The organism is Nocardioides zeae (assembly GCF_030818655.1).
GTDB lineage: Bacteria > Actinomycetota > Actinomycetes > Propionibacteriales > Nocardioidaceae > Nocardioides > Nocardioides zeae_A.
In genome coordinates, this window is sequence record NZ_JAUTAN010000001.1 from 807,799 (window position 1) to 830,351 (window position 22,553).

A 22,553-nucleotide genomic window follows, 5' to 3' on the forward strand; every position below is an offset into this window, starting at 1 on the left:
CAATGACCGCATGATGCGCTCTCGGCCCGCGCTCCTCGCCGCCGTCCTCACCGCGGGCCCGGCGCTGGCACTGGCGGGCTGCGGCGGCTCGGACGGGTCGGACGGTGCCGACGGACCGGAGGGCGCGGGCGGCGACGGTGGGTCCACCGTCGCCGTACCGCCGCCCTCGGCACCGACCTCCGCTGCGCCCGCGCTGCCGGACGGCGTGACGACCACCGCCGCGGGCACCGAGCTCGGGCTGGGGGAGCAGGCCACCGTCGCGTGGCAGGTCGGCGCCGACCGACAGGCGGTGGTCGACCTGACGGTGGTGGGCGTGCAGCCCGCGCCCCTCGAGCTCTTCGACGGCTGGCTGCTCAACGGCGTGGCGGACGAGGTCGCGCCGTACTTCGTCACCTATGCCGTGGAGAACGTCGGCGACGACGACCTCGCGGCGGCGGCGATGCCACTGTTCCTCGGGTACGGCGCGGAGGGCGCCCTCGTCGCCGCTTCGGGCTTCGCCGCGACGTTCGAGCCGTGCCCCAGCACCCCGCTGCCGATCCCGTTCGAGCCGGGTGCCGCCACGGAGGGGTGCCTGGTGTACCTGGCTCCCAGCGACCAGCCGGTCACGGCTGTCGCCTTCCAGGCCACCGGCGACGTGGCGCCGGTGACCTGGGGCGCCGTCGCGCCGCGCTGACCGCGGCCGTCCGACCCAACTCGACGCGTACGCCGCGGCCGTTCGACCCAACTCGACGCGTACGCCGCGGCCGCCCGACCCATCTCGACACGACGATTCCGTGCCGCGCCAGGTCACGAGGACAATGGCGGGATGAGCACTGCGACGATCCCGGCCGGCACGGTGAGCCTCCCCGGCCCGCTGCACCTCGGTCCGCTCGTCGTCGACGTCCCCGTCGTGCTGGCGCCGATGGCGGGCATCACGAACGCGGCGTACCGGCGGCTCTGCGCCGAGCAGGGCGCGGGCCTCTACGTCTGCGAGATGATCACCAGCCGCGGCCTCGTCGAGGGCGACGCGACGACCCGGCGCATGCTGGTCTTCGACGAGCTGGAGTCGACGCGCTCGGTGCAGCTCTACGGCACCGACCCCACCTACGTCGGGCAGGCGACCAGGATCCTCTGCGAGGAGTACGGCGTCGCCCACGTCGACCTCAACTTCGGGTGCCCCGTGCCCAAGGTGACGCGCAAGGGTGGCGGCGGCGCGTTGCCGTGGAAGCGCGGGCTGCTCGAGGAGATCCTCACCGCCGCGGTGCGCGCGGCGGAGCCGTTCGGCGTGCCCGTGACGATGAAGACCCGCAAGGGCATCGACGCGGACCGGCTGACCTACCTCGATGCCGGCCGGATCGCCCAGGAGGCCGGCTGCGCCGCGATCGCGCTGCACGGGCGCACCGTCGCCCAGGCCTACTCGGGCGTCGCGGACTGGGACGCGATCGCCGCCCTGGTCGACGCCGTGGACATCCCGGTGCTCGGCAACGGCGACATCTGGGAGGCCGGGGACGCGGTGCGGATGGTCGAGCACACCGGCGCCGCGGGGGTCGTCGTGGGCCGCGGCTGCCTCGGGCGCCCCTGGCTGTTCCGGGACCTGGCCGCCGTCTTCTCCGGCGAGCACGTGCAGGTCCTCCCGACGCTCGGCGAGGTCGCGGCCATCATGCGCCGCCACGCCGAGCTGCTCGTCGAGCACGTCGGCGACGAGCTGCACGGCTGCAAGGAGTTCCGCAAGCACGTCTCGTGGTACCTGAAGGGCTTCCCGGCCGGGGGCGAGCTGCGCCGCGCCCTGGCCCTCGCCGCCTCCCTCGCCGAGCTCGACGAGCTGCTCGCGCAGCTCGACCCCGCCGCGCCGTACCCCGTCTCCGAGCTCGGCGCCCCGCGCGGCCGCCAGGGCTCGCCCCGGGAGCGCGTCGTGCTGCCGGAGGGCTGGCTCGACGACACCGACGGACGTGACCTGTGCCTCGCCGAGGACGCGGGGGAGACCTCCGGGGGCTGACGCGCCCGGCGTCGGTCCGCGCAGGTCACGGCCCGTCCTGGCACCGCCCCGCCGCTCCGGGGGCCGGGCCCGACCTGGGGACGCGCTCTTGCCCACCCCCGGGGTGGGTGTGCTCTACTCGTCGGCGGCTCGGCACGACCTGCGGGGCCACATCCCCCTGCCGGCAACCGAAGGAATCAGCGCAGTGGCCGAACCCAGCCACCAGCGGGACGACCGTCTCGCCCCGACGAACGACCTCCCCGAGTCCACCGATCCGACCCCCGTCGCCGCCGAGCGCGAGCCTGCCTCGGGCCGCCGCGCCGTCCGTGCGGCCTCGGTCCCCGGCCGCGTGCGCGCCCTGGTGCGCGAGGCCCGCGGCGCCGTGCGGGGCGCCCCCCGCCGTGTCGTCGTCGCCGGACCCCTCGCCACGCTCGCGACCGTCGGCGTCGTCGCCGTGGGCGTCGGCTTCACCGACGCCGACCCCGCGCCCGCCACGACCGCGTCGGCCCTGACCGAGATCTCCGACGTCGCCACCGCCCTCGAGGAGCGGGAGGCGGCGACGAGCCGCTCGGTCGACCGCGCCGCGCTGGCCCAGCAGCAGGCCGCCGCCTCCGTCCAGGAGCAGTACGACGCGTGGCGCGCCTCCGTCGACACCCTCGCCACGCAGCGGGCGGCGGCCCAGGCCGCGGCCGAGCAGCGCGCGGCCGAGGAGGCCGCCACCGCGGAGGCCGTGGCCGCCGCGGACACGACCCGCTGGGCGACGACGGACCTCAACCTGCACACGACGGCGTCGCCGTCCGCCGAGGTCGTCGGGCTCCTCGAGGAGGGCGCGGAGGTGCTCGTCACCGGCCGCACCGCCAACGGTCGTGAGGAGGTCGTCCAGGACGGCGCCTCGCGCTGGGTCACGGCCGGCTACCTCGACAGCGAGGAGCCCGCCGCGGCAGGTCCCGGCGGGTCCGCCGCCGCTCGGGCCACCGGCGGCGAGTGCACCACCAGCTCGACCCCGTCGAGCGTCTCGGCCAACATCGCCGCGCTCCACGAGTCCGTGTGCGCGGCCTACCCCGAGGTGACGTCCTACGGCGGTTGGCGTGGCGACGGCGACCACGGTCGCGGCCTCGCCCTCGACATCATGGTGCGGGGCGACCTCGGCTGGGAGATCGCGGAGTACGTCCGCGCGAACTACACCCAGTGGGACGTCAACTACGTGATCTACGAGCAGAAGATCTGGTCGGTGGACCGCTCGAGCGAGGGCTGGCGGCCGATGGAGGACCGCGGCTCCGACACGGCGAACCACTACGACCATGTGCACGTCAGCGTCTACTGACCGACGCTGACCCACGTCGGTCGGCGCCGAGCCCCGCGGGCGTCGTAGGGTCGGGCGGGTCATGACGACCCGACCCGACCCCGCCCCCACGGCCGACGCGCACGCCGCCGCGGCGTACGACGACGCGGACCGCGAGCGCTACCTGCCGGAGCCGCCCAAGCGGGTCGACGCCCCACAGCGGGCGCCGTTCGAGCGTGACCGGGCGCGTGTGGTGCACGCGGCCTCGACGCGGCGCCTCGCGGCGAAGACGCAGGTGATGGGTCCGCAGACCGACGACTTCGTGCGGAACCGGCTCACCCACAGCCTCGAGGTGGCGCAGGTGGCCCGGGACCTGGCACGGGCGATCGGCACCCACCCCGACGTCGCGGAGACCGCCGCGCTCGCCCACGACCTCGGCCACCCGCCCTTCGGGCACAACGGCGAGGCGGTGCTCGCCGAGCTGGCGGCGCCGTGCGGCGGCTTCGAGGGCAATGCGCAGACCCTGCGCCTGCTCACACGGCTCGAGGCGAAGACGTTCGCGCCCGACGGCACGTCGGTCGGGCTCAACCTGACCCGGGCCACGCTCGACGCCTGCACGAAGTACCCGTGGGACCGCGCCTCCGCGCCCGCCCCCCGGGGCGTGCACGGCGACGGCTCGCCGCGGTTGGTCGTGAAGTTCGGGGTGTACGACGACGACCGTCCCACCTTCGACTGGCTGCGTCGTGGCGTGCCGGCGACGGCGCCCCGCCGGCAGTGCGTCGAGGCACAGGTGATGGACCTCGCCGACGACGTGGCCTACTCGGTGCACGACGTCGAGGACGGGGTCGCCGCGGGTCGCATCGACCTCACCGCGCTCGACCGGCACCGCGAGGGCGTGTGGCAGACGGTGCGGGAGTGGTACGCGCCCGGCGTCGACGACGACACGCTCGACGCGGTGCTCGCCGGGCTCCGGGCGGTCGGCTCGTGGCCGACCGCGCCGTACGACGGCACGCGCCGCTCGCAGGCCGCGCTCAAGAACCTCACCAGCGACCTCGTGGGGCGCTTCTGCGGGGCCGTGCAGACGGCGACGTTCGCGGCGCTCGACGGCGACGTGCCCGTGCGGCACTCGGCGGACCTCGTGGTGCCCGAGCGCACCGGTCTGGAGATCACGGTGCTCAAGGGCATCGCTGCGCACCTCGTCATGCGCACCGACGACCGGATCGCGCTCATGGGGCGCCAGCGCGAGCTGCTGGCCGAGCTCATGGCGGAGCTGCTGCGCCGCGGGCCGGACGCGCTGGAGCCCGCCTTCGCGGAGGACTGGAAGGCCGCGGCCGACGACGCCGCGCGGCTCCGCGTGGTCGTCGACCAGGTGGCGTCGCTCACCGACGGCAGCGCCGTCGCCTGGTGGGGACGACTGGCCGGCGGGCACGGCACGTCCGCGTAGACTCCGCGACGTGGCGGGCAAGATCAAGGACTCCAGCATCCAGGAGGTCCGCGAGAGGGCTCGCATCGACGAGGTCGTGGGCGACTACGTCATGCTGCGCAACGCGGGCGGGGGCTCCATGAAGGGGCTCTGCCCCTTCCACGACGAGAAGTCGCCGTCGTTCAACGTCACGCCCGCCCGCCAGTTCTGCCACTGCTTCGGCTGCGGCAAGGGCGGTGACGTCATCTGGTTCCTCCAGGAGCACGACGGGCTCGGCTTCGTCGAGGCGGTCGAGCGGCTGGCCGAGCGGTTCGGGGTGCGGCTCGAGCGCGAGGAGGGCGGCGAGCGTGACCAGCCGGGCTCCCGGGGCCCCCAGCGCAGCCGCCTCGTCGAGGTCAACCGGGTGGCGCAGGAGTTCTACGCCGAGCAGCTCGCCACGCCCGCGGCCGTCGAGGCGCGGCGGTTCCTCGCGGAGCGCGGCTTCGACCAGGCGGCGGCCGCGCACTTCGGCCTCGGCTTCGCACCGCGGGACGGCGAGGCGGCGACCCGGCACCTGCAGGGGCGGGGCTTCACCACCGACGAGGCCGTGGCGGCCGGGGTGACCGCGGTGGGCCGCTCGGCCTACGACCGCTTCCGCGGTCGCCTGCTCTGGCCCATCCGCGACTCCTCGAACAGCACGATCGGCTTCGGTGCGCGGCGACTGTTCGACGACGACCGGATCGAGGCGAAGTACCTCAACACCCCCGAGACGACGCTCTACAAGAAGAGCCAGGTGCTCTACGGCATCGACCTCGCCCGCCGCGACATCGGGCGCCTCTCGCAGGCGGTCATCGTCGAGGGCTACACCGACGTGATGGCCTGCCACCTCGCCGGCATCACCACCGCCGTCGCGACCTGCGGCACCGCCTTCGGCGACGACCACGCGCGGGTGCTGCGGCGCTTCATGCTCGACCACGACGAGTTCCGCGGCGAGGTGGTGTTCACCTTCGACGGCGACGAGGCGGGCCAGAAGGCCGCCGAGCGCGCCTTCGCGGGCGACCAGAACTTCGCGTCGCAGACGTACGTCGCGGTGGAGCCGAGCGGCATGGACCCGTGCGACCTCCGGCTGGCCCAGGGCGACGAGGCCGTGCGGGAGCTCATCGCCCGGCGCGTGCCGCTCTACCGCTTCGTGCTGGCGCGCATCCTGGCGCGCTTCGACCTCGACCGCGCCGACAGCCGGATCGACGCGCTGCGCGAGGCGGCCAAGCTGGTCACGAGCGTGCGCGACCGGTCGAAGGTGGAGGCGTTCACGCGGGAGCTCGCCCAGATGATCGGGGTCGAGGTCGACGAGGCCCGCGCCGAGGTGCGCCGCGCCCTCGCCCGCGGCCCCCAGAAGGCGCCCGAGCGTGCCGCTCCCCAGCACCGCACCGAGGAGGCGGCGCCGCCGCAGGCCCCGAAGCGGCAGCTGCCCCCGCTGCGCGACCCCCGGTTCGCCATCGAGCGCGAGACGCTGAAGCTCGTCGTGCAGCACCCGGGCTCGGTCGGTCGCACGATCGACGACGTGGACGCGGACGACTTCACGCACCCGACGTACCGGAGCGTCTGGCAGCTCACCGCCGACGCCGGCGGGGTGACCGCCGGGAGCGCCGACCCGGCGTGGGTGGCGCGGCTGCGGGACGCGACGACGGACGAGGTCGTCGGCCGGGCCCTGGGGGAGCTGGCGACGGAGCCGCTCGTCGGCAATGCGAGCCCCGACCCGGCGTACGTCAACGCCCACGTCTACCGCCTGCAGGAGCTGACGGTGCAGCGGCGCATCGCGGACCTGAAGTCGAGGCTGCAGCGCACGAACCCCGTGGACGCGGCCGACGACTACAACCGGATGTTCGGTGACCTCATGGTCCTGGAGCAGCAGCGCCGCACCCTGCGCGAGCGCGCCATCGGCGGGTGACGCGGGCGTGGTCGGACTGTCCCGCTCGCGCCGGTCACCCAGCGGCGGCCGCGTGCTCGCCGCGGCCGGCGGCGTCGTGGCCGACCGGGACGCGCTGCACCTGCCGGGGGAGCACGCGACGCCCGCGCGGGTGCCGTGGGAGCGCGTCGACGCCGCCGAGTGGGACGCGGACGCCGGCACGCTGACCGTCACCGAGGTGGCCCCCGACGTCGCGGCCGCGCCACGGCACGTCGTCGTGGTCGACGAGGCCGATCCGCGCGCCCGGGACCGCCTGCTGCAGGTGGTGCGGGAGCGCGTCACCGCCTCCGTCGTGCTGCAGCGTCACGTGCGGGTCGTGGGCCGGGCCGGCCTGCACGTCGTCGCGCGCCGGCCGCCGGGTGGGGGAGCGCTCGCCTGGGGCTTCCGCTTCGACGTGGGGATCGACCCGAACGACCCCGCCGTACGCCGCGTCGCCGCCGACGCCCTCGCCCGCGCGCGCGACGACGTGGGCGCCTGACGCGAGGGGTCCGCGGCATCGGCGCGCCGGGGGAAGAAAACGCGGACGCGGAAAAGAAAACGCGGACGGTCGGCGCGTCTGGAACGATCCAACCCGGCCCCTGGCGCGCACCGGTCCGCGTTTTCTTTCCAGCTCGCGCGTCCGCACCACCCCGATTCGCACCGGGGGTGCCGCCTTGCTAGGCTCTGCCCGCTGTCGAGAGCGATCCCCCATAGCTCAACTGGCAGAGCAGCCGACTGTTAATCGGCAGGTTATTGGTTCGAGTCCAATTGGGGGAGCCAGCACGACGAGGGCCCGGTCGGCACGCCGACCGGGCCCTCGTGCGTCTCCGGCGCTGCCTCGGGCCGGCCGTCTCGGCACTCGGGAGGTCCGCGGCCAACCTCCCCCCGTGGCTACCGGCGAGATGGTTGGCTGGGGGGATGACTCGTCCGACCCGTGTGCACGTGCACGTCGTGGAGGCCGGCGACGACGCCGGGCTGCGCACGTTCTGGGAGATCGAGCGCGCCTCGGTCACGGACACCGACCCCGACGCGCCCCACCGCACCTTCGAGGCGCTGCGCGCCACGCGCGACGCCTGGGGCGCGGGGGAGGACGGTGTCCACCTGATCGCGCGCGACGACCGCGGGGACGTCGCGGGGGTCGCGGAGATGTGCTGGCCGCTGGACGACAACGAGCACCTCGTCGAGGCGGACATCCACGTGCTGCCGCGGCACCGCCGCGAGGGCGTGGGCCGCCTGCTGTGGGAGGCGGTCGTCGAGCGCACCCGCGCCCTGGGACGCACGACCGTCGCGCTCGAGATCATCGTGCCGGTCGACGGTGCGGCGCCCGGCCTCGCCTTCGTCAACGGCATGGGCATCCCGACGGTGCACGTCGAGGAGCACCTCCAGCTGCCCGTCCCGGTCGACGCCGACCACCTCGCGCGCCTGGCCGAGCAGGCGCTGGCGGCGTCGTCGGGCTACGAGGTCGTGACCTGGGTCGACCGCTGCCCCGACGAGCACGTCGAGGCCTTCTGCGCGATGCGCACCCGCATGAACCAGGACGTCCCGCGCGGCGAGGCCGACGTCGAGCCCGCGGTCGTCACCCCGGAGCGCCTCCGGCGCGACGAGGAGCGCCGTCGGGCGGCGGACTACACGGTGATCACGGCGGCGGTACGGCGCGTGGAGGACGGCGAGATGGCCGGCTACACCGTGCTCGTGCTGCAGCCCGACGACACCGCGGTCTACCAGGGCGACACCCTCGTCATGCCCGAGCACCGCGGCCGACGGCTCGGCACGCTGCTCAAGGTGACGACGCTCGAGCTGCTCGCCGACGACTACCCGGAGCGCACGTCGGTGCACACGTGGGTGTCCACCGACAACGCCGCGATGCAGGCCGTGAACCGGGCCTTCGGGTTCGTGCTCGTCGATCGCGCACACATGATCGAGGCGCGTGTCGACAGGTGAGCCGGGACCACTAGGCTCGCCCGTCGAGGGGCGGTAGCTCAGTCGGTCAGAGCAGAGGACTCATAATCCTTGGGTCGTGGGTTCGAGCCCCACCCGCCCTACTCGTTCGACCTCGCCCGGGGCGTGCCCGAACTGTGACGACGGTGCGGGTCCGACCCGGTCGAACCCGTCCCATCCGCACAGTTCGGGCGCCCCGTCTCAGGAGTCGCGCTCCTCCTGCAGCCGCTCGATGTGCTCGGAGGCCTCGGCCTTCGTCAGGCCGTCGGCGGGGATGGTCTCCCCGGCTTCGCGGGCCAGCGTGTCGAGGTAGCTCTTCTGCGCACCGGTCGCCGGGTCGTCGCCGGTCACCCAGTCCTGCGGGTCCTTCTCCGTGGCGGTCGGGTCGGCCTTCTCGGCGCCGAGCACTTCACCCTCGTTCGCATGCGTGTTCGATTCCATGCGGAGAACCTAGCCCCCGGGTCCAAGCGAGGGTCGTTGGCGACGCCGCGGGCCGGGCCTCAGGCGCCGCCGGTCAGCGACCGGTACCACTCCTGGTAGGCCAGCAGTCCCTCCTCAGCGTCCTGGAGCGCGGCCTCGAACCGCAGGAGGAGGTCGTCGGCGCCCGCGGTGCCGCCGGCCCGACCGAGGTGCTCGAGATCGCCCGCGAGCCCCCCGACGACGGGCAGCCCGATGTTGAGGGCCGAGCCCTTCACGCCGTGGGCCTCGGCGGCCAGCCGTGCCGGGTCGTCGTCGTCCACGGCGGCTCGGATGCGGTCGAGCGCGTCGGCGCGGCGTCCGAGGAACCCCCCGATGACGCGGTCGAGGTACGCCGTGTCCTCCGGCGAGAGCTCCCGCAGCAGCTCGAGGCGCTCGATGTCGAGGTTGCCGTCGGCCGGGTCGGGAACGTCGTCCGGCGCGCTCGTCTCCTGCACCGTCCCACCCCCCTCGCCGTCGCCGTCCGTGCTCCCGGTCCAGCGTGCCAGGGCCGCCGCAAGGGTCGCCGGGGCGACGGGCTTGGTGATGAAGTCGTCCATCCCCGCGGCGAGGCACTTCTCGCGCTCACCGGCGATCGCGGCAGCGGTCATCGCGAGGACGGGGGTGCGGCGTGTCCCCGTGGCGGCCTCGCGCTCCCGGATGGCGCGGGTCGCGGCGTACCCGTCGAGGCGGGGCATCTGCAGGTCCATGAGGACGGCGTCGTACGCCGTGACCTCCGTCAGCTCCACGGCCTCGGCGCCGTCGTCGGCGGTGTCGACGTCGTAGCCCATCGAGGACAGGAGGCCGCGCGCCACCACCTGGTTGACCGGGTTGTCCTCGACGACCAGGACGAGCTTGCCCCGGGCGGCGTCGCTGGCCGCGGCGGGGAGCGGCTCGATCGCGCCGGCCTCCTCGCCCACGACCGTGCGCACCAGCGCCTCGCGCAGCTGGGCGGCCTGGACGGGCTTGGTCAGGCAGGCGGTGATGCCGATCCCGCGGAGGTCGTCGGTGAGCGGCAGGTACGCCGACGACAGGAGCAGCAGCGGGACGTGGACGAACCGCGGGTCGAGGTGGAGCGAGCGGGCGATGTCGATCCCGTCCTCGTCGGGCATCGCGAGATCGAGGAGCACGACGTCGTAGGGATCGCCGGCCTCGCGCGCGGCCACCAATGCGGTGCGCGCCTCGACCGCGCTGGCCACGCCGGTCGACGTGACGTGCCACCAGCCGAGCTGCTCCCGGAGGATCAGCCGGTTCTGCAGGTCGTTGTCGACCACGAGCACCCGGGTGCGCCCGAGCTGCTCCCGCGTGCGGCGCAGGCGGGCGTCGCGGCGCGCGCCGGTCGGGCGGCCCAGCCGTGCCGTGAACCAGAAGGTGCTGCCCTCGCCGAGGGTGCTGTCGACGCCGATCTCGCCGTGGAAGGCCTCGACGATCTCGGCGGAGATCGCGAGACCGAGCCCGGTGCCGCCGAAGCGCCGGGTGGTCGAGGTGTCCGCCTGGGCGAACGGCTTGAAGATGTGGAGGCGCTGCTGCTCCGGGATGCCGACGCCGGTGTCGCGCACCTCGACCCGCAGCAGCGTCGTGCCGTCGTCGCCGGGGGTGGAGGTGGCCCGGATCGAGACCGAGCCCCGCGACGTGAACTTCACGGCGTTGGAGCCGAGGTTGGTGATCACCTGCGCCAGCCGGGTGGGGTCGCCGGAGAGCATCTCCGGCACCTCGGGGCTGCACGAGACCTGGAGGTCGAGGCCCTTCGCGCGGGCCGACTCCGCGAGCACGCCCGTCACCTGCTCCAGCACGTCCCGCACCTCGAGGTCGACGCTCTCGACATCGAGCCGACCGGCCTCGATCTTCGAGAAGTCGAGGATGTCGTTGATGATCCCGAGCAGCGAGCGACCGGAGACGGCGATGCCGGACGCGAGGTGGCGCTGCTGGGCGTCGAGCGGCGTGCGGGCCAGGAGCTCGGTGAGCCCCAGCACGCCGTTCAGCGGGGTGCGGATCTCGTGGCTCATCGTGGCGAGGAACTCGGACTTGTGGCGCGACGCCTCCAGTGCACGGTCGCGCGCCTCCGCGAGCTCGCGTGCCGTGCGCTCCCGCTCCGCCACCCGCGCCAGCTGCACGGCGGCCTGCTCGACGAGGCCCCGGATCATGTCGTGGCGGTAGAGCGGGGGGAACGAGGTGATGGTGACGACGGCGACCACCTCGTCGCCGAGCATGATGGGTGCGGCGATGGTGAGGCGGACGTCGTCGTCCCAGACGGCCTCGCGCAGCTCCAGGCAGCGTCGGGCGGTGGCCAGCTCCCGGGCGGCCACGTCGGGACGCTCGCGGTCGGCCTGCTCGTCCTCGTCGGAGTAGTACCGCGGCTCGACGTCGGTGCCGTCCGCGACCGGCAGGAACGCCCGACCGCGCTCCCAGTCGTCGTGGAGGACCACCATCGTCTGGGCGTGCACCAGCACCTCGTCGAGCGTCGTCGCCTCGTTGGCGGCACTCGCGATGGCCTGCATGAGGGAGTTCTGGGTGACCTGGTCCTGCAGTTCGTCCTCGGTCGCCCGCGCGCGGGTGATGTCCTGGTGGGTGCCGGAGATCGCGATCGTCTCGCCGTCGCGGTCGTAGGCCGCCAGCGCGCGCATCCGCATCCACATCCAGCCCGACTCGCCACGCTGGCGCAGCTCGATGTCGACCCGGGGCTTGGTGCCGTCCACCAGCGTGGTGATCGCGTCGACGAGGCGGTCGTGGTCCTCGGGGTGGGTGATGGACTGCAGCTTCGCGATGTCGCGGGAGAGCAGCGAGCTCGTGAACTCGCCGAAGAGCTCGACCAGTCCCTCCGATCCGTGCACGTCGCCCGTGCGCAGGTCCCACCTCCAGCTGCCCAGCCGCGCGATCTGCTCCGCCTGCTCGAGCGTGCCGCGGCTGGCGGTCAGCTCGTCGAGGAGGAGCTTGGTCTCGATGTTGTCGGTGAGCCGGAGGATGACCCCGACGACGCGATCGCCCTCGAACAGCCCGGTCTGCTTGAGCCGCACCCACACGGGCGTGCCGTCGGCCGCGATGAGAAGCGTGTCGACCTCGTCCGCGAGGAGCTGGCCCCGGGCGGCCTGGTCGAGGAACGCCTGCGAGTGCACCCGCCCGTCCGCGTCGAGGAAGTCGTGCATGTGCCGACCGGCCAGCTCGTCGGGCGCCACGCGCACGAGGGCGGCGCAGGACTGGTTCGCGTAGCGGATCGTGCCGTCGAGGTCGAGGACCAGGATGCCGTCGCTGAGGGACCGGACGACCTGACGGTACAGATCACCGAGCTCCACGCTGTCCTCCTCCGCGAGCACCCGCGCGTGTGAGCACCCGCGGGGAGCCTACGACGCGGACCTGCCGCGGCGCGGCCGAAGCCCCGATCAGCGCAGCGCCCGTGGGCGACGCAGCAGACCCGTCGCGGCGGCGGCGACGACCGGCAGCCACGGCAACCACCAGTTGACGGTGCCGTCGGTGCCGGCGATGCCCAGGTCGGCCATCACCGCCAGCGGCGCGCAGACGGCGACCACGGCCAGGACGGGCAGGACGGCGTGCGGGGCCGGACGGTCGTCGGCCGGGGGCTGCTCGAAGCGGCCGAGCAGTGCCACGAGCGCGGTCGTCACCAGCGCGAGAGCGGCGAACCACAGCGGTCGCGTCGCCCACCACGTGCCGGTGTCCGGGGTCAGGCCGAGGCCGAACCCGTCGAGCGCCAGCGACCCGGCGACGACGAAGGTCAGCGCCGTGAGGTGCCACAGGTAGATGGTCATGATCCGTGCGTTGACGAGGATCGTCGCCATCCACACGCGGCGGTGGGCGACCAGCCGCTGCAGGCGCGGCTCGAGCGCCATGACGACGCCGGCCTGGAGGAAGCCGAGGAAGAGCAGGGTGACGCGCGCCGGGTAGGAGTTGTCGACGCCGTGGCCGTTCACGCCCACCATGCTCACCGCGTAGGGCCCCACGCCGACGAGCAGGAGCAGACCCACGAGGCCGACCGCCGCCATCGACAGGCGCAGGGCGGTCGAGCCGAGGGCGCCGTCCCGCCACGCGTAGCCGAGCTGGTGCACCGTGCCCCAGACCAGCACGTAGTTGAGGAAGCCGACGAGCAGCAGGTCCTGGCTGATGCTGACGGCGTCGACGGTCCCGGCGAGCACCGTGCCGCCGAGGACGGTCCACCAGCCCCAGCGCTCCCACAGGGCGAGCGTGGCCGGGGCGATGGCGACGACGAGCACGTAGACGGCGAGGAACCAGGTCGGCACGAGCGACGCCATGCTGGCGATCCGGAGCGTGGAGGCGCTCACCCCCAGGGCGTGGGCCGCCGGGGCCACGACGGCCCAGAAGAGCATGAGTGGCAGCAGGGGGAGCACGAGGCGACGGAGCCGGGCGCGGAGCCACCCGCCGTACGTCGTGCCGCGCTCCCGCGCCGCCCGCCACGAGATCGCGTTGGCGTAGCCGCCCACCAGGAAGAAGACCGGCATCACCTGCAGCGCCCAGGTGACGGGGTGGATCCAGGTGGCCTGGCCGAGCAGGCCGGCGCGGTGCAGGGCGCCGTCGCCGTCGACGTAGACGGCCGCCATCAGCCAGTGGCCGAGGCAGACGACGAGGATGGCGGCGCCGCGCAGGAGGTCGACGACGCGGTTGCGCGAGGCGGGCGTCGCGTCGGCCAGGGCGGCGGGCGAGAGGGGGGTGCGGGTCGTCGTGGACATGACCCCGAGCCTCCCGCGCCGCCGCCGGGCGCGCCTGAGTACGCCTACCTGGTCCGGGGCCGGTGGGCGCTCAACGGGTTGGGCAGCACGTCGGCGAGCATCACCGCGCTGTCCGGGTCCGTCAGGTCCACCATCTGCTGGTTGTCGCGCAGCTGCAGGCGGTTCATGCACATCCGCTCGAAGGTGGGCGCGAACAGGTCGTGGAGCGCGAACCGCTCCGCCAGATCGGGGTGCGCCGCCTGGTAGTCCGCGACCGACCCGGCCACCACGGCCCAGAACTCCTCGGCCGGCAGCGTCCCCGCCTCGTCGAGCCGGGCGGCGAGGAAGCGCAGGTAGCAGTCGAGCACGTCCGAGGCGATGGCGAGCACCTGGCGCTCGACGGGGAACTCGCCCTGGATCCGGCGCACCGGCTCCGGCAGCTCCCGTGCGGTGTCGAAGAGCCCGACCTCCTCGCCGATGTCCTTCATGATCGCGCGCACCGGCACGTGGTCGCGCAGCACGAGGATCACGTTCTCGCCGTGCGGCATGAAGACGAGCTCGTGGGCGTAGAAGCAGTGCAGCACCGGGGTCAGGTAGGCGCGGAGGTAGCGCCGTACCCACTCGTCGGCGGGGAGACCCGACCGGGCCACCAGCTCGGCGGCCAGCGAGCGGCCGTCGGCGTCGACGTGCAGCAGCGCCGCCATCGTCGCCAGGCCCTCGTCCTCGCCGACCCGGTGCACCGGGCTCTCGCGCCAGAGCGCGGCGAGCATCTTCTGGTACGGCGAGGTCGCGTGCTGGTCGTGGATCGGATGCCGGTAGCCGACCGCCGCCACCTCGCGGAGCACCGAGAACCCCACGTCCTGCAGCGTGGGGTCACCGGTGACGAGCTCGTCGACCCAGGTGTTGATGGCCGGGGTGACCTCCATGTAGGCCGCCGACAGCCCCCGCATGAACCCCATGTTGAGCACCGACAGCGCCGTCTTCACGTAGTGCCGCCCCGGCTCGTCCACGTCGAAGAAGGTGCGCAGCGACTGCTGGGGCTGCATCGCGTGCCGGCCCGTGCCGAGGTGCACGAGGTCCTGCGTCGCGACCTGCGGCGCGAACGTGATCGCGAGCTTGTTGCGCCACTGCCAGGGGTGCACGGGCACCAGCAGGTAGCCGTCGGGGTCCAGGCCCCGCTCGCGCAGCACCTTCTCGAACGCGTCGAGCTCGTCGGGGTCGAGCTGCTCGGCGAGCAGCGTGCGCTGGTCGATGAGGCCCGGCTCCGCGGCGTACACCGCGTGCTCGGCCCGCACGGCGACCCACTCCAGGCGCACGCGGGGACCGACCTCCGGCGCGTAGTCGAGGTAGTCGTCGACCCCGAAGCCGATCCGCCCGTTGTTGGCGACGAAGCAGGGGTGCCCCTCCGTCATGGCCGCCTCGATCGTCTGGAAGTCGGCGTCGGCGAGCTCCGCGGCGGTCGGCGCCTCCGGACGCAGCTTCCAGGCGCGTCCGGCGAGGGTCGAGGCGATCTCCTCGAGGTACGTCGGCAGCACCGTCGCGCTGATGCCGAGGGTCGTCCGGAGGTCGAGCACGAGCTGCTGGGCGTCGACCGGACGGTCGTCGCCGTCGACGGTGCGCCGGACGGAGCCCGGGGCGACCGACCAGTGGTCGAGCGGGAGACGGCGGGCGGTGAACTCCCAGGCCACCGCGGGGTCGTCGCCGCTGACGCGCCAGCGCGGCGGACCGTCGGTGGCGGGCAGCGGTTCCGGCCGCAGGAGGCACTCGTGGCTGAGCTCGCCCAGCATCTTCGCGGCCTGGTCCCGCTGGGCGCGGGCCATGCGCTCGGGGGAGAGGTGGTGGGTGGGGCTGCTGGTGGGCCTGCTGGTGGTGGAGGTCATCGGCTGCTCCGTTCGAAGGCCGCGCGGGTGCAGGTGCTGAGCAGGGCCGTCTTGTCGCTGAGCCGCACCTCGGCCTCGACGACGAAGCCGACGGCGGCGTTGAGGGCGTGCACGGCCGTGTTGCGGGCGTCGGGCTCCACGACGACCCGGCCGACCGCCGGGTCGGTGAAGCACTCGGCGAGCACCGCGGTGATGACGGCGCGCGTGAAGCCGTGCCGGGGGCGGTCGGTCGGCGCCACGAGGAAGTGCATGCCGCGGTCGCCCGGGAGCAGGCGGAGGTGGGCGGCGAGCTCGTGGTGCCGGGGGTCGTAGGTCTCCATGAGGAAGACCGGCTCGCCGCCCTCCAGGCCGAGGCGGGCCTCGTGGTGGTCGCTGGCGGCGATCGCGGCGTACTCGCGCCGGACGTCCTCGACGGTCGCGTGCTCCATGCCCCAGAACCGGGCGCGGTGGTTGGTGACCCACCGGTGGAGCAGCGGCACGTCGCGGTCGAGGTCGAACGGGCGCGTGGTGAGCTCGGGTCGAGCGGTGGTCGTGGTCATCGCGCCACCCCCGCCGGGACGTCGGCTGGTCGGGCGAGCTCGGCGGGCACGCCGAACTCCTGGAAGGCGACGCGACGCTCGACCGGGTAGGGCTCGTGGCCCAGCACCTTCGCGAGGATGACCGAGCTGCGCCAGGCGCCCATGCCGAGGTCGGGGGCGACGAACCCGTGGGTGTGCAGCTCGGCGTTCTGCACGAAGATGCCGCCGTCCGCGACGTCCACGGTGAAGTCGGGCGTGGCCAGGAAACGGCCCTGCTCGTCCCACCGGATGCGGTCCGCGACGGGCGCGAGGAAGGCGGGCACCTCGGAGCGGTAGCCCGTCGCGGTCACGACCGCCCCGGTGGTGAGGGCGAAGTCCTCGTCGGTGTCGCGGTGCCGCAGGCCGAGCCGGAACCGCGCCCCGTCGTACGTCGCGTCGACGACCTCCGCGGAGGTGACGAGCTGCGGCGGGACGGCGTCGGTGAGGCTGCGGCGGTAGAGCTGCTCGTGGATCTGGTCGACGAGGTCGGAGCTGATGCCCTTGTAGAGCCCGGCCTGCGAGGCGAGGAGCCGCTCACGGCGCGCGGGGTCGAGGGACTGGAAGTGGCGGCTGTATTCCGGGGAGGTCAGCTCGAGCGTCAGCTTCGTGTACTCGAGCGGGAAGAAGCGCGGCGACCGGGTGACCCAGCGCAGCCGCACGTCGGGCCGCGCGGAGGCCAGCAGGTCGCTGACGATCTCGGCGGCGCTCTGGCCCGAGCCCACGACGGTGACGTCGTCGTGGTCGAGGAGGGCGTCGCGCACGGCGAGGTAGTCCGCCGAGTGCCACGCGGGGCCGGGCAGGTCCTGCAGGGGTGCGGGACGGTGCGGGCGGGTGCCGACACCGAGCACGAGCCGCCGGGCGAGCCGGGTCTCCGTCGCACCCGTGCGGACGTCGCGGGCGTGCACGCGGTAGGCACCGGAGCCGTCGTCGGCCGCGGCGTCCCACTCCACCGAGGTGACCTCGCGACCGAGCACGACGGTGTCGCCGAGGCGGGACGCCGCCCAGCGGCAGTACGCGTCGTACTCGGCCCGCATCGGGTAGAAGGACTCGCGGACGTAGAAGGGGTAGAGGCGCCCGGTCTCCTTGAGCCACGCGAGGAACGAGAACGGGGAGGTCGGGTCGGCCAGCGACACGAGGTCGGCCAGGAACGGCACCTGCAGCGTGGCGTCGGGCAGCATCATCCCGGGGTGCCAGCGCAGCTCCTCCCGCGCGTCGAGGAAGACGCAGTCGAGGTCGGGCAGCGGCTCGGCGAGGCAGGCGAGACCGAGGTTGAACGGTCCGAGACCGATGCCGAGGAGGTCGTGCACGCGCATCACGCGACCTCCCCGGTGTGCTGGGGCCGGTCGGTCGCCGCGAGCGCCTCCCGGGCGTGGCCGCGGACCAGGTCGAGCACGTGCTGCACGTCGCCGAGCGTGGTCGCGGGGTTGAGCAGCGTCAGCTTCAGCCAGGTGCGCCCGCCGTGGCGGGTGCGGGCCACCGCGCCCAGCCCGGTGGCGTAGAGCCGCTTGCGGGCGGCCTCGTTCACCGCGTCGAGCATGGCGGGGGCGACGTCGGACTCGACGAAGCGGAAGAGCACCGTGGAGAGGTCACCGTGGGGCACGACCGCGAAGTCGGGGTCGCCCACGAGGTCCTCGCGGACCTGCGCGGCGAGGTCGACGACCGTGTCGAGCAGCTCGCCGATGCGGTCGGGGCCGAGCGTGCGGAGCGTCGTCCAGAGCTTGAGCGCGTCGAAGCGCCGGGTCGTCTGGAGGCTCTTGTCGACCTGGTTGGGGATCTCCTCGGCCACGTCGTCGACGGGGTTGAGGTAGGCCGCGTGGTGCGTCGCGTGGCGCAGCGTGCGGCGGTCGGCGACGACGAGCGCGCTGCAGGCGACCGGCTGGAAGAACGTCTTGTGGAAGTCGACGGTGACGGAGTCCGCCCGCTCGATGCCGGTGAGGAGGTGGCGCCGGCGGCGCGAGGTGAGCAGGCCACCGCCGTACGCCGCGTCGACGTGCAGCCAGACGTCGTGGCGCCGGCAGGCGCGGGCGACGGACGCGAGCGGGTCGATGCAGCCGAGGTCGGTCGTGCCGGCGGTCGCGACGACGGCCATCACGGTGCGGCCCTCCGCGCGCTGGCGTCGCAGCACCTCGTCGAGGTGGTCGACGTCGAGCCGACCCCGCTCGTCGACCCGTGTCGCGAGGACGGCGTCCTCGCCCATGCCGAGCACCATGGCGGCCTTGCGGCTCGAGAAGTGGGCGTTGGCCGACGTGACGACGCGGAGGTCGGAGAGCTCCGCGCCGGCCGCCAGCGCCTCCCCGCGTGCCAGGAGGAGCGCGTGGAGGTTGGACTGCGTGCCGCCCGTGGTGAAGATGCCGTCGGCGGTGTCGTCGAGGCCGACCCGCTGGGCGGTCCAGGCGATCAGGTGGCGCTCCATGAAGGTCGCGGGACCGCTCTGGTCCCACGTGTCGAGCGAGGAGTTCACCGCGGCCGAGACGACGTCGCCGACGACGGCGGGCAGGGCGACCGGGCAGTTGAGGTGCGCCTGGTAGTGCGGGTGGTGGAACCAGACGGCGTGGTCGAGGTAGACGTCGCGGACCTCGTCGAGCACGGCCCGGGTCGACGGCAGGGGCCGGTCGAGGTCGACCTCGGCGACGAGAGCGGCGGCCGCGTCCGGCGTGATGCCCGACAGCGGCCGGCGCGCCGTGGAGAAGGCCTCGACGAGCAGGTCGCGCGCAGCGTCGAGGTCGTGCCGCAGGGCGTCGACGGACGACGCGTCGAGCAGCGCGGGAACGGGGGACGCGGGGGATGCGGGGGAGTCGGCGGATCCGGAGGATCCGCGCGGCGTGCCGGTGGGCACGAAGGGGAGTGCCGAGCTCACTCTGACCTCCTGGTGGGGGATAAGGCAAGGCTCACCTAAGCAGACGCGTCCACGCCGATGTCAAACGGGAGTGATCCAGGCCACGACGCGGCCGCAGTCGCGGCTCGGGGTGGCGCAACCTGGGGCCGTGCGTCACAATGGCCAGCGGAAACCACACACGTGTCATCCGGTCTGCTCGTCCCGGGCTCGAGATCGCTGGGGAAGGCGTCGCTCGACGTCGGGACGAAGGAGGTCTGATGACCGCGCACAACTCTGCTCGCGTCACCACGCGGGGTGTCCTCTACGTGCACTCCGCCCCGTCTGCGCTGTGCCCCCACATCGAGTGGGCCGTCGCGGGCGTCCTCGGCGTGCCCGTGAACCTGGACTGGACCCCGCAGGGCGCCCAGGTCGGGACCTACCGCGCCGAGCTGTCCTGGACCGGTGCCGTCGGATCGGCCGCCCAGGTCGTGTCCGCGCTCCGCGGCTGGGAGCACCTGCGCTTCGAGATCACCGAGGAGCCCACGGCCGGATCCGAGGGCGCGCGCTTCTCCTCCACGCCCGAGCTCGGCATCTTCCACGCCGTCACCGGCGTGCACGGCGACATCCTCATCCCCGAGGACCGGCTCAAGGCCGCCGTGCTCAAGGCCGCGCTGGGGGAGACGGACCTGCTCGACGAGGTCGACCGGCTGCTCGGCAAGCCGTGGGACGACGAGCTCGAGACCTTCCGGCACGCGGGCGACGGCGCCCCGGTCCGCTGGCTGCACCAGGTCGTCTGAGGCGCCCCCCGACCTCCTCCTGACGTACGCCGGAGGGCGGGCCCCCGCGGGGAGCCCGCCCTCCGGCGTACGTGCGTCTGGTCCGTCCCGGTCGGGGACGGGACGTCAGAGCGGGATGTTGCCGTGCGCCCCGCGACGCACGCCCTGCGCCTGGGTCTCGGCGTCGATGGCCGCGGCGATGGCCGTGCGCGTGCGGGTCGGCTCGACGATCTCGTCGACGACACCGATCTCGACGGCCTTCTCGACGCCGCCGGCGATGCGCTCGTGCTCGGCGGCCAGCTCGGCCTCGACCTGCTCGCGCAGGTCGGGAGCGACCTCGGCCAGCTTGCGGCGGTGGAGGATGCGGATGGCCGCGACCGCGCCCATGACCGCCACCTCGGCGCCGGGCCAGGCCAGCACCTTCGTGGCGCCCAGGGAGCGCGAGTTCATCGCGATGTACGCGCCGCCGTAGGTCTTGCGGGTCACCAGGGTCACGCGCGGCACCACGCACTCGGCGAACGCGTGGAGGAGCTTCGCGCCGCGGCGCACCACGCCGTCCCACTCCTGGCCGACGCCCGGCAGGTAGCCCGGCACGTCGACGAGCACGACCAGCGGCACGCCGAAGGCGTCGCACAGCCGCACGAAGCGGGAGGCCTTCTCGGCAGAGAGCGAGTCGAGGCAGCCGCCGAGCCGGAGCGGGTTGTTGGCGACGACGCCGACGGTCCGTCCGCCGAGCCGTCCCAGCGACGTGACGACGTTGGGCGCCCAGCGGGCGTGCAGCTCGAGGCTCGAGCCCTCGTCGAGCACGCCGTCGATGAGGGGGTGCACGTCGTAGGCGCGCTTGCGCGACTCGGGCAGCAGGTCCTCGAGGTCGGTGTCCTCGACGGTCTCGACGCGCAGGGTGCCCTGGTCGCCGAGGAGCGAGGCCGTGGTGCGGGCCTGCGCGAGCGCGTCCGCCTCGCTGTCGGCGAGCAGGTGGACCACGCCGGAGCGTCGGCCGTGCGGCTCGGGACCACCGAGCCGCAGCATGTCGACGTCCTCGCCCGTCACGGACCGCACGACGTCGGGGCCGGTCACGAAGATGCGGCCCTCGGGGCCGAGCACGACGACATCGGTCAGCGCGGGGCCGTACGCCGCGCCGCCGGCCGCCGGGCCGAGCACGACGGAGATCTGGGGGATGCGACCGGAGGCCTGCGTCATGATGGCGAAGATGCGGCCGACGGCGTGCAGGGACGCGACGCCCTCCGCCAGCCGGGCACCGCCCGAGTGCCAGAGCCCGATGATCGGCACGCCGTCGGTGAGGGCGCGCTGGTAGGCCGTCACGACCACCTGGCAGCCGTCGACGCCCATGGCGCCACCCATGACGGTGGCGTCGGAGCAGAAGGCCACGGCCCGGGCGCCGTTCACGGTGCCGGTGGCGGCCAGCATGCCCGACAGGTCGTCGGGCGTCAGCAGCTCGAGGCTGCCCGCGTCGAAGAGGGCCGTCAGCCGCGTCAGCGGGTTGCGGGGATCCTCCTCGCGCGGCAGCTTCGGCTTCACCGTGCGGTTCGCGTTGGGGGAGGCCGCGGGGGCCGGCTGGGCGGTCTGGGTCATCAGGCGCTCCGGAAGGCGATGGCGACGTTGTGGCCGCCGAAGCCGAACGAGTTGTTGAGGGCGGCGATGTCGCCCTGGGGGAGGTCGCGCACCTTGTCGGCCAGGTCGAGGCCGACGTCCTCCGGGTCCTCGAGGTTGATGGTCGCGGGGACCGTGCGGTGGTGCAGCGCCAGGATGGTCGCGACGGACTCCAGGGCGCCGGCGGCGCCGAGCAGGTGACCCGTCATCGACTTGGTGGACGTGACCACCGCGGAGCCGGCGGCGTCGCCGAGCGCGTTGCGGATGGCGAGCGCCTCCGCGACGTCGCCCTGCGGGGTCGAGGTCGCGTGGGCGTTGATGTGCACGACGTCGCTCGCCGCGAGGTCACCCTCGACGAGCGCGCGCTTCATGGCGCGGGTGGCGCCGAGCCCGGCGGGGTCGGGCTGCGCGATGTCGTGGGAGTCCGCGGTGACGGCGGCGCCCGCGACCTCGGCGTACACCCGGGCGCCGCGCGCCTTGGCGTGCGCCTCCGACTCGAGCACCAGGACGGCCGCGCCCTCGCCGAGCACGAAGCCGTCGCGGCCCTTGTCCCACGGCCGCGAGGCGGCCGCCGGGTCGTCGTTGCGCTTGGAGAGCGCCATCATCTGGCCGAAGGCGGCCATGGGCAGCGGGTGCACCGCGGCCTCGGTGCCGCCGACGACGACGACGTCGGCGCGGCCGAGGCGGATGAGGTCGACGCCGAGGGCGATCGACTCGTTGCCGCTGGCGCACGCGGAGACGGGCGTGTGCACGCCGGCCTTGGCGTTCACCCGCAGGCCGACCGCCGCGGCGGGGCCGTTGGGCATGAGCATCGGGATCGCGAGGGGCGAGACCCGGCGCGGACCCGAGGCCAGCAGGTTGTCGTAGTTGGACAGCAGCGTGGTGACGCCGCCGATCCCGGAGGCGACCGCCACGGCGAGCCGCTCCGGGTCGACGTCGACCTCGCCCGCCGGACCCGTGAAGCCGGCGTCGGCCCACGCCTCGAGCGCCGCGACCAGCGCGAGCTGGCCGGAGCGGTCGAGACGGCGGGCCTTGACCCGCTCCAGCACCTCGGTGGGCTCGACCGCCACCCGGGCGGCGATGCGCGAGCCCAGGGTCTCGGCCCAGTCCTCGGTGAGCACGCGGACACCCGAGGTTCCCTCGAGGAGCGCGTTCCAGGTGCTCGCGACGTCACCGCCCACGGGGGAGGTGGCTCCGAGACCGGTGACGACGACACGGGTGCTGCTCATGTGGATCCTTCGCTGGCTGGGGTACGGCGGGC

Annotated in this window: 17 protein-coding genes and 2 tRNA genes; 10 read left to right on the top strand and 9 right to left on the bottom strand. The window is 74.0% G+C overall.

Annotation, left to right across the window (positions count from 1 at the left end):
• The first annotated feature begins 10 nt into the window (after window positions 1-10).
• The 9 genes from QE405_RS03840 (at window position 11) to QE405_RS03880 (ending at window position 8,625) form a co-directional block, all read left to right on the top strand.
• Window positions 11-673: a hypothetical protein gene (locus QE405_RS03840; protein ID WP_307198892.1), complete on the top strand. Its 663-nt coding sequence runs from the start codon at window positions 11-13 to the stop codon at window positions 671-673.
• A gap of 132 nt (window positions 674-805) precedes the next feature.
• Window positions 806-1,975 carry a tRNA dihydrouridine synthase DusB gene (gene dusB / locus QE405_RS03845; RefSeq protein WP_307198893.1) on the top strand — a complete coding sequence of 390 codons (1,170 nt, stop codon included), beginning with the start codon at window positions 806-808 and terminating at the stop codon, window positions 1,973-1,975.
• Between the two features lie 184 nt (window positions 1,976-2,159).
• Window positions 2,160-3,278, top strand: coding sequence for a hypothetical protein (locus QE405_RS03850; RefSeq protein ID WP_307198894.1), 1,119 nt, complete (start codon window positions 2,160-2,162; stop codon window positions 3,276-3,278).
• A 61-nt stretch (window positions 3,279-3,339) separates the two neighbouring features.
• Window positions 3,340-4,680, top strand: coding sequence for a deoxyguanosinetriphosphate triphosphohydrolase (locus QE405_RS03855; protein WP_307198895.1), 1,341 nt, complete (start codon window positions 3,340-3,342; stop codon window positions 4,678-4,680).
• Window positions 4,681-4,690: 10 nt separating this feature from the next.
• Entirely contained in the window at window positions 4,691-6,586 is a 1,896-nt protein-coding gene (gene dnaG, locus QE405_RS03860; protein ID WP_307198896.1) for a DNA primase, read from the top strand.
• A gap of 7 nt (window positions 6,587-6,593) precedes the next feature.
• Window positions 6,594-7,082 carry a hypothetical protein gene (locus QE405_RS03865; protein WP_307198897.1) on the top strand — a complete coding sequence of 163 codons (489 nt, stop codon included), beginning with the start codon at window positions 6,594-6,596 and terminating at the stop codon, window positions 7,080-7,082.
• A 205-nt stretch (window positions 7,083-7,287) separates the two neighbouring features.
• Window positions 7,288-7,363: transfer RNA gene (locus QE405_RS03870), tRNA-Asn, on the top strand.
• A gap of 138 nt (window positions 7,364-7,501) precedes the next feature.
• Window positions 7,502-8,524 (top strand): GNAT family N-acetyltransferase, encoded by a 1,023-nt coding sequence (locus QE405_RS03875; RefSeq protein ID WP_307198898.1) that lies wholly within the window; start codon window positions 7,502-7,504, stop codon window positions 8,522-8,524.
• A 27-nt stretch (window positions 8,525-8,551) separates the two neighbouring features.
• Window positions 8,552-8,625: transfer RNA gene (locus QE405_RS03880), tRNA-Ile, on the top strand.
• 97 nt (window positions 8,626-8,722) lie between these two features.
• Here QE405_RS03880 and QE405_RS03885 read toward each other — a convergent pair.
• From QE405_RS03885 to QE405_RS03915, 7 genes are all read right to left on the bottom strand, one after another.
• Window positions 8,723-8,962 carry a DUF3072 domain-containing protein gene (locus QE405_RS03885; RefSeq protein ID WP_307198899.1) on the bottom strand — a complete coding sequence of 80 codons (240 nt, stop codon included), beginning with the start codon at window positions 8,960-8,962 and terminating at the stop codon, window positions 8,723-8,725.
• Window positions 8,963-9,021: 59 nt separating this feature from the next.
• Window positions 9,022-12,267: a PAS domain-containing hybrid sensor histidine kinase/response regulator gene (locus QE405_RS03890; protein ID WP_307198900.1), complete on the bottom strand. Its 3,246-nt coding sequence runs from the start codon at window positions 12,265-12,267 to the stop codon at window positions 9,022-9,024.
• 87 nt (window positions 12,268-12,354) lie between these two features.
• Window positions 12,355-13,674 (bottom strand): acyltransferase family protein, encoded by a 1,320-nt coding sequence (locus tag QE405_RS03895; RefSeq protein ID WP_307198901.1) that lies wholly within the window; start codon window positions 13,672-13,674, stop codon window positions 12,355-12,357.
• Window positions 13,675-13,718: 44 nt separating this feature from the next.
• Window positions 13,719-15,533 carry an IucA/IucC family protein gene (locus QE405_RS03900; RefSeq protein ID WP_307198902.1) on the bottom strand — a complete coding sequence of 605 codons (1,815 nt, stop codon included), beginning with the start codon at window positions 15,531-15,533 and terminating at the stop codon, window positions 13,719-13,721.
• Window positions 15,530-16,072: a GNAT family N-acetyltransferase gene (locus QE405_RS03905; protein ID WP_307198903.1), complete on the bottom strand. Its 543-nt coding sequence runs from the start codon at window positions 16,070-16,072 to the stop codon at window positions 15,530-15,532. The genes QE405_RS03900 and QE405_RS03905 overlap by 4 nt, the downstream gene beginning before the upstream one ends.
• Window positions 16,069-17,403, bottom strand: coding sequence for a lysine N(6)-hydroxylase/L-ornithine N(5)-oxygenase family protein (locus QE405_RS03910; protein ID WP_307198904.1), 1,335 nt, complete (start codon window positions 17,401-17,403; stop codon window positions 16,069-16,071). The genes QE405_RS03905 and QE405_RS03910 overlap by 4 nt, the downstream gene beginning before the upstream one ends.
• Window positions 17,403-18,947: a pyridoxal phosphate-dependent decarboxylase family protein gene (locus tag QE405_RS03915; RefSeq protein WP_307198905.1), complete on the bottom strand. Its 1,545-nt coding sequence runs from the start codon at window positions 18,945-18,947 to the stop codon at window positions 17,403-17,405. The genes QE405_RS03910 and QE405_RS03915 overlap by 1 nt, the downstream gene beginning before the upstream one ends.
• A 236-nt stretch (window positions 18,948-19,183) precedes the next feature.
• Here QE405_RS03915 and QE405_RS03920 point away from each other — a divergent pair, with 236 nt between their 5' ends.
• Window positions 19,184-19,702 carry a DUF3145 domain-containing protein gene (locus QE405_RS03920; protein WP_307198906.1) on the top strand — a complete coding sequence of 173 codons (519 nt, stop codon included), beginning with the start codon at window positions 19,184-19,186 and terminating at the stop codon, window positions 19,700-19,702.
• A gap of 105 nt (window positions 19,703-19,807) precedes the next feature.
• Here the strand turns inward: QE405_RS03920 and QE405_RS03925 are convergent, their stop codons facing one another.
• Window positions 19,808-21,274 (bottom strand): acyl-CoA carboxylase subunit beta, encoded by a 1,467-nt coding sequence (locus QE405_RS03925; RefSeq protein WP_307198907.1) that lies wholly within the window; start codon window positions 21,272-21,274, stop codon window positions 19,808-19,810.
• A complete protein-coding gene (locus QE405_RS03930; protein ID WP_307198908.1) occupies window positions 21,274-22,521 on the bottom strand; it encodes a beta-ketoacyl-[acyl-carrier-protein] synthase family protein in 1,248 nt (415 codons plus the stop codon). Before QE405_RS03930 ends, QE405_RS03925 begins: the two co-directional genes overlap by 1 nt.
• Between the last annotated feature and the right edge of the window lie 32 nt (window positions 22,522-22,553).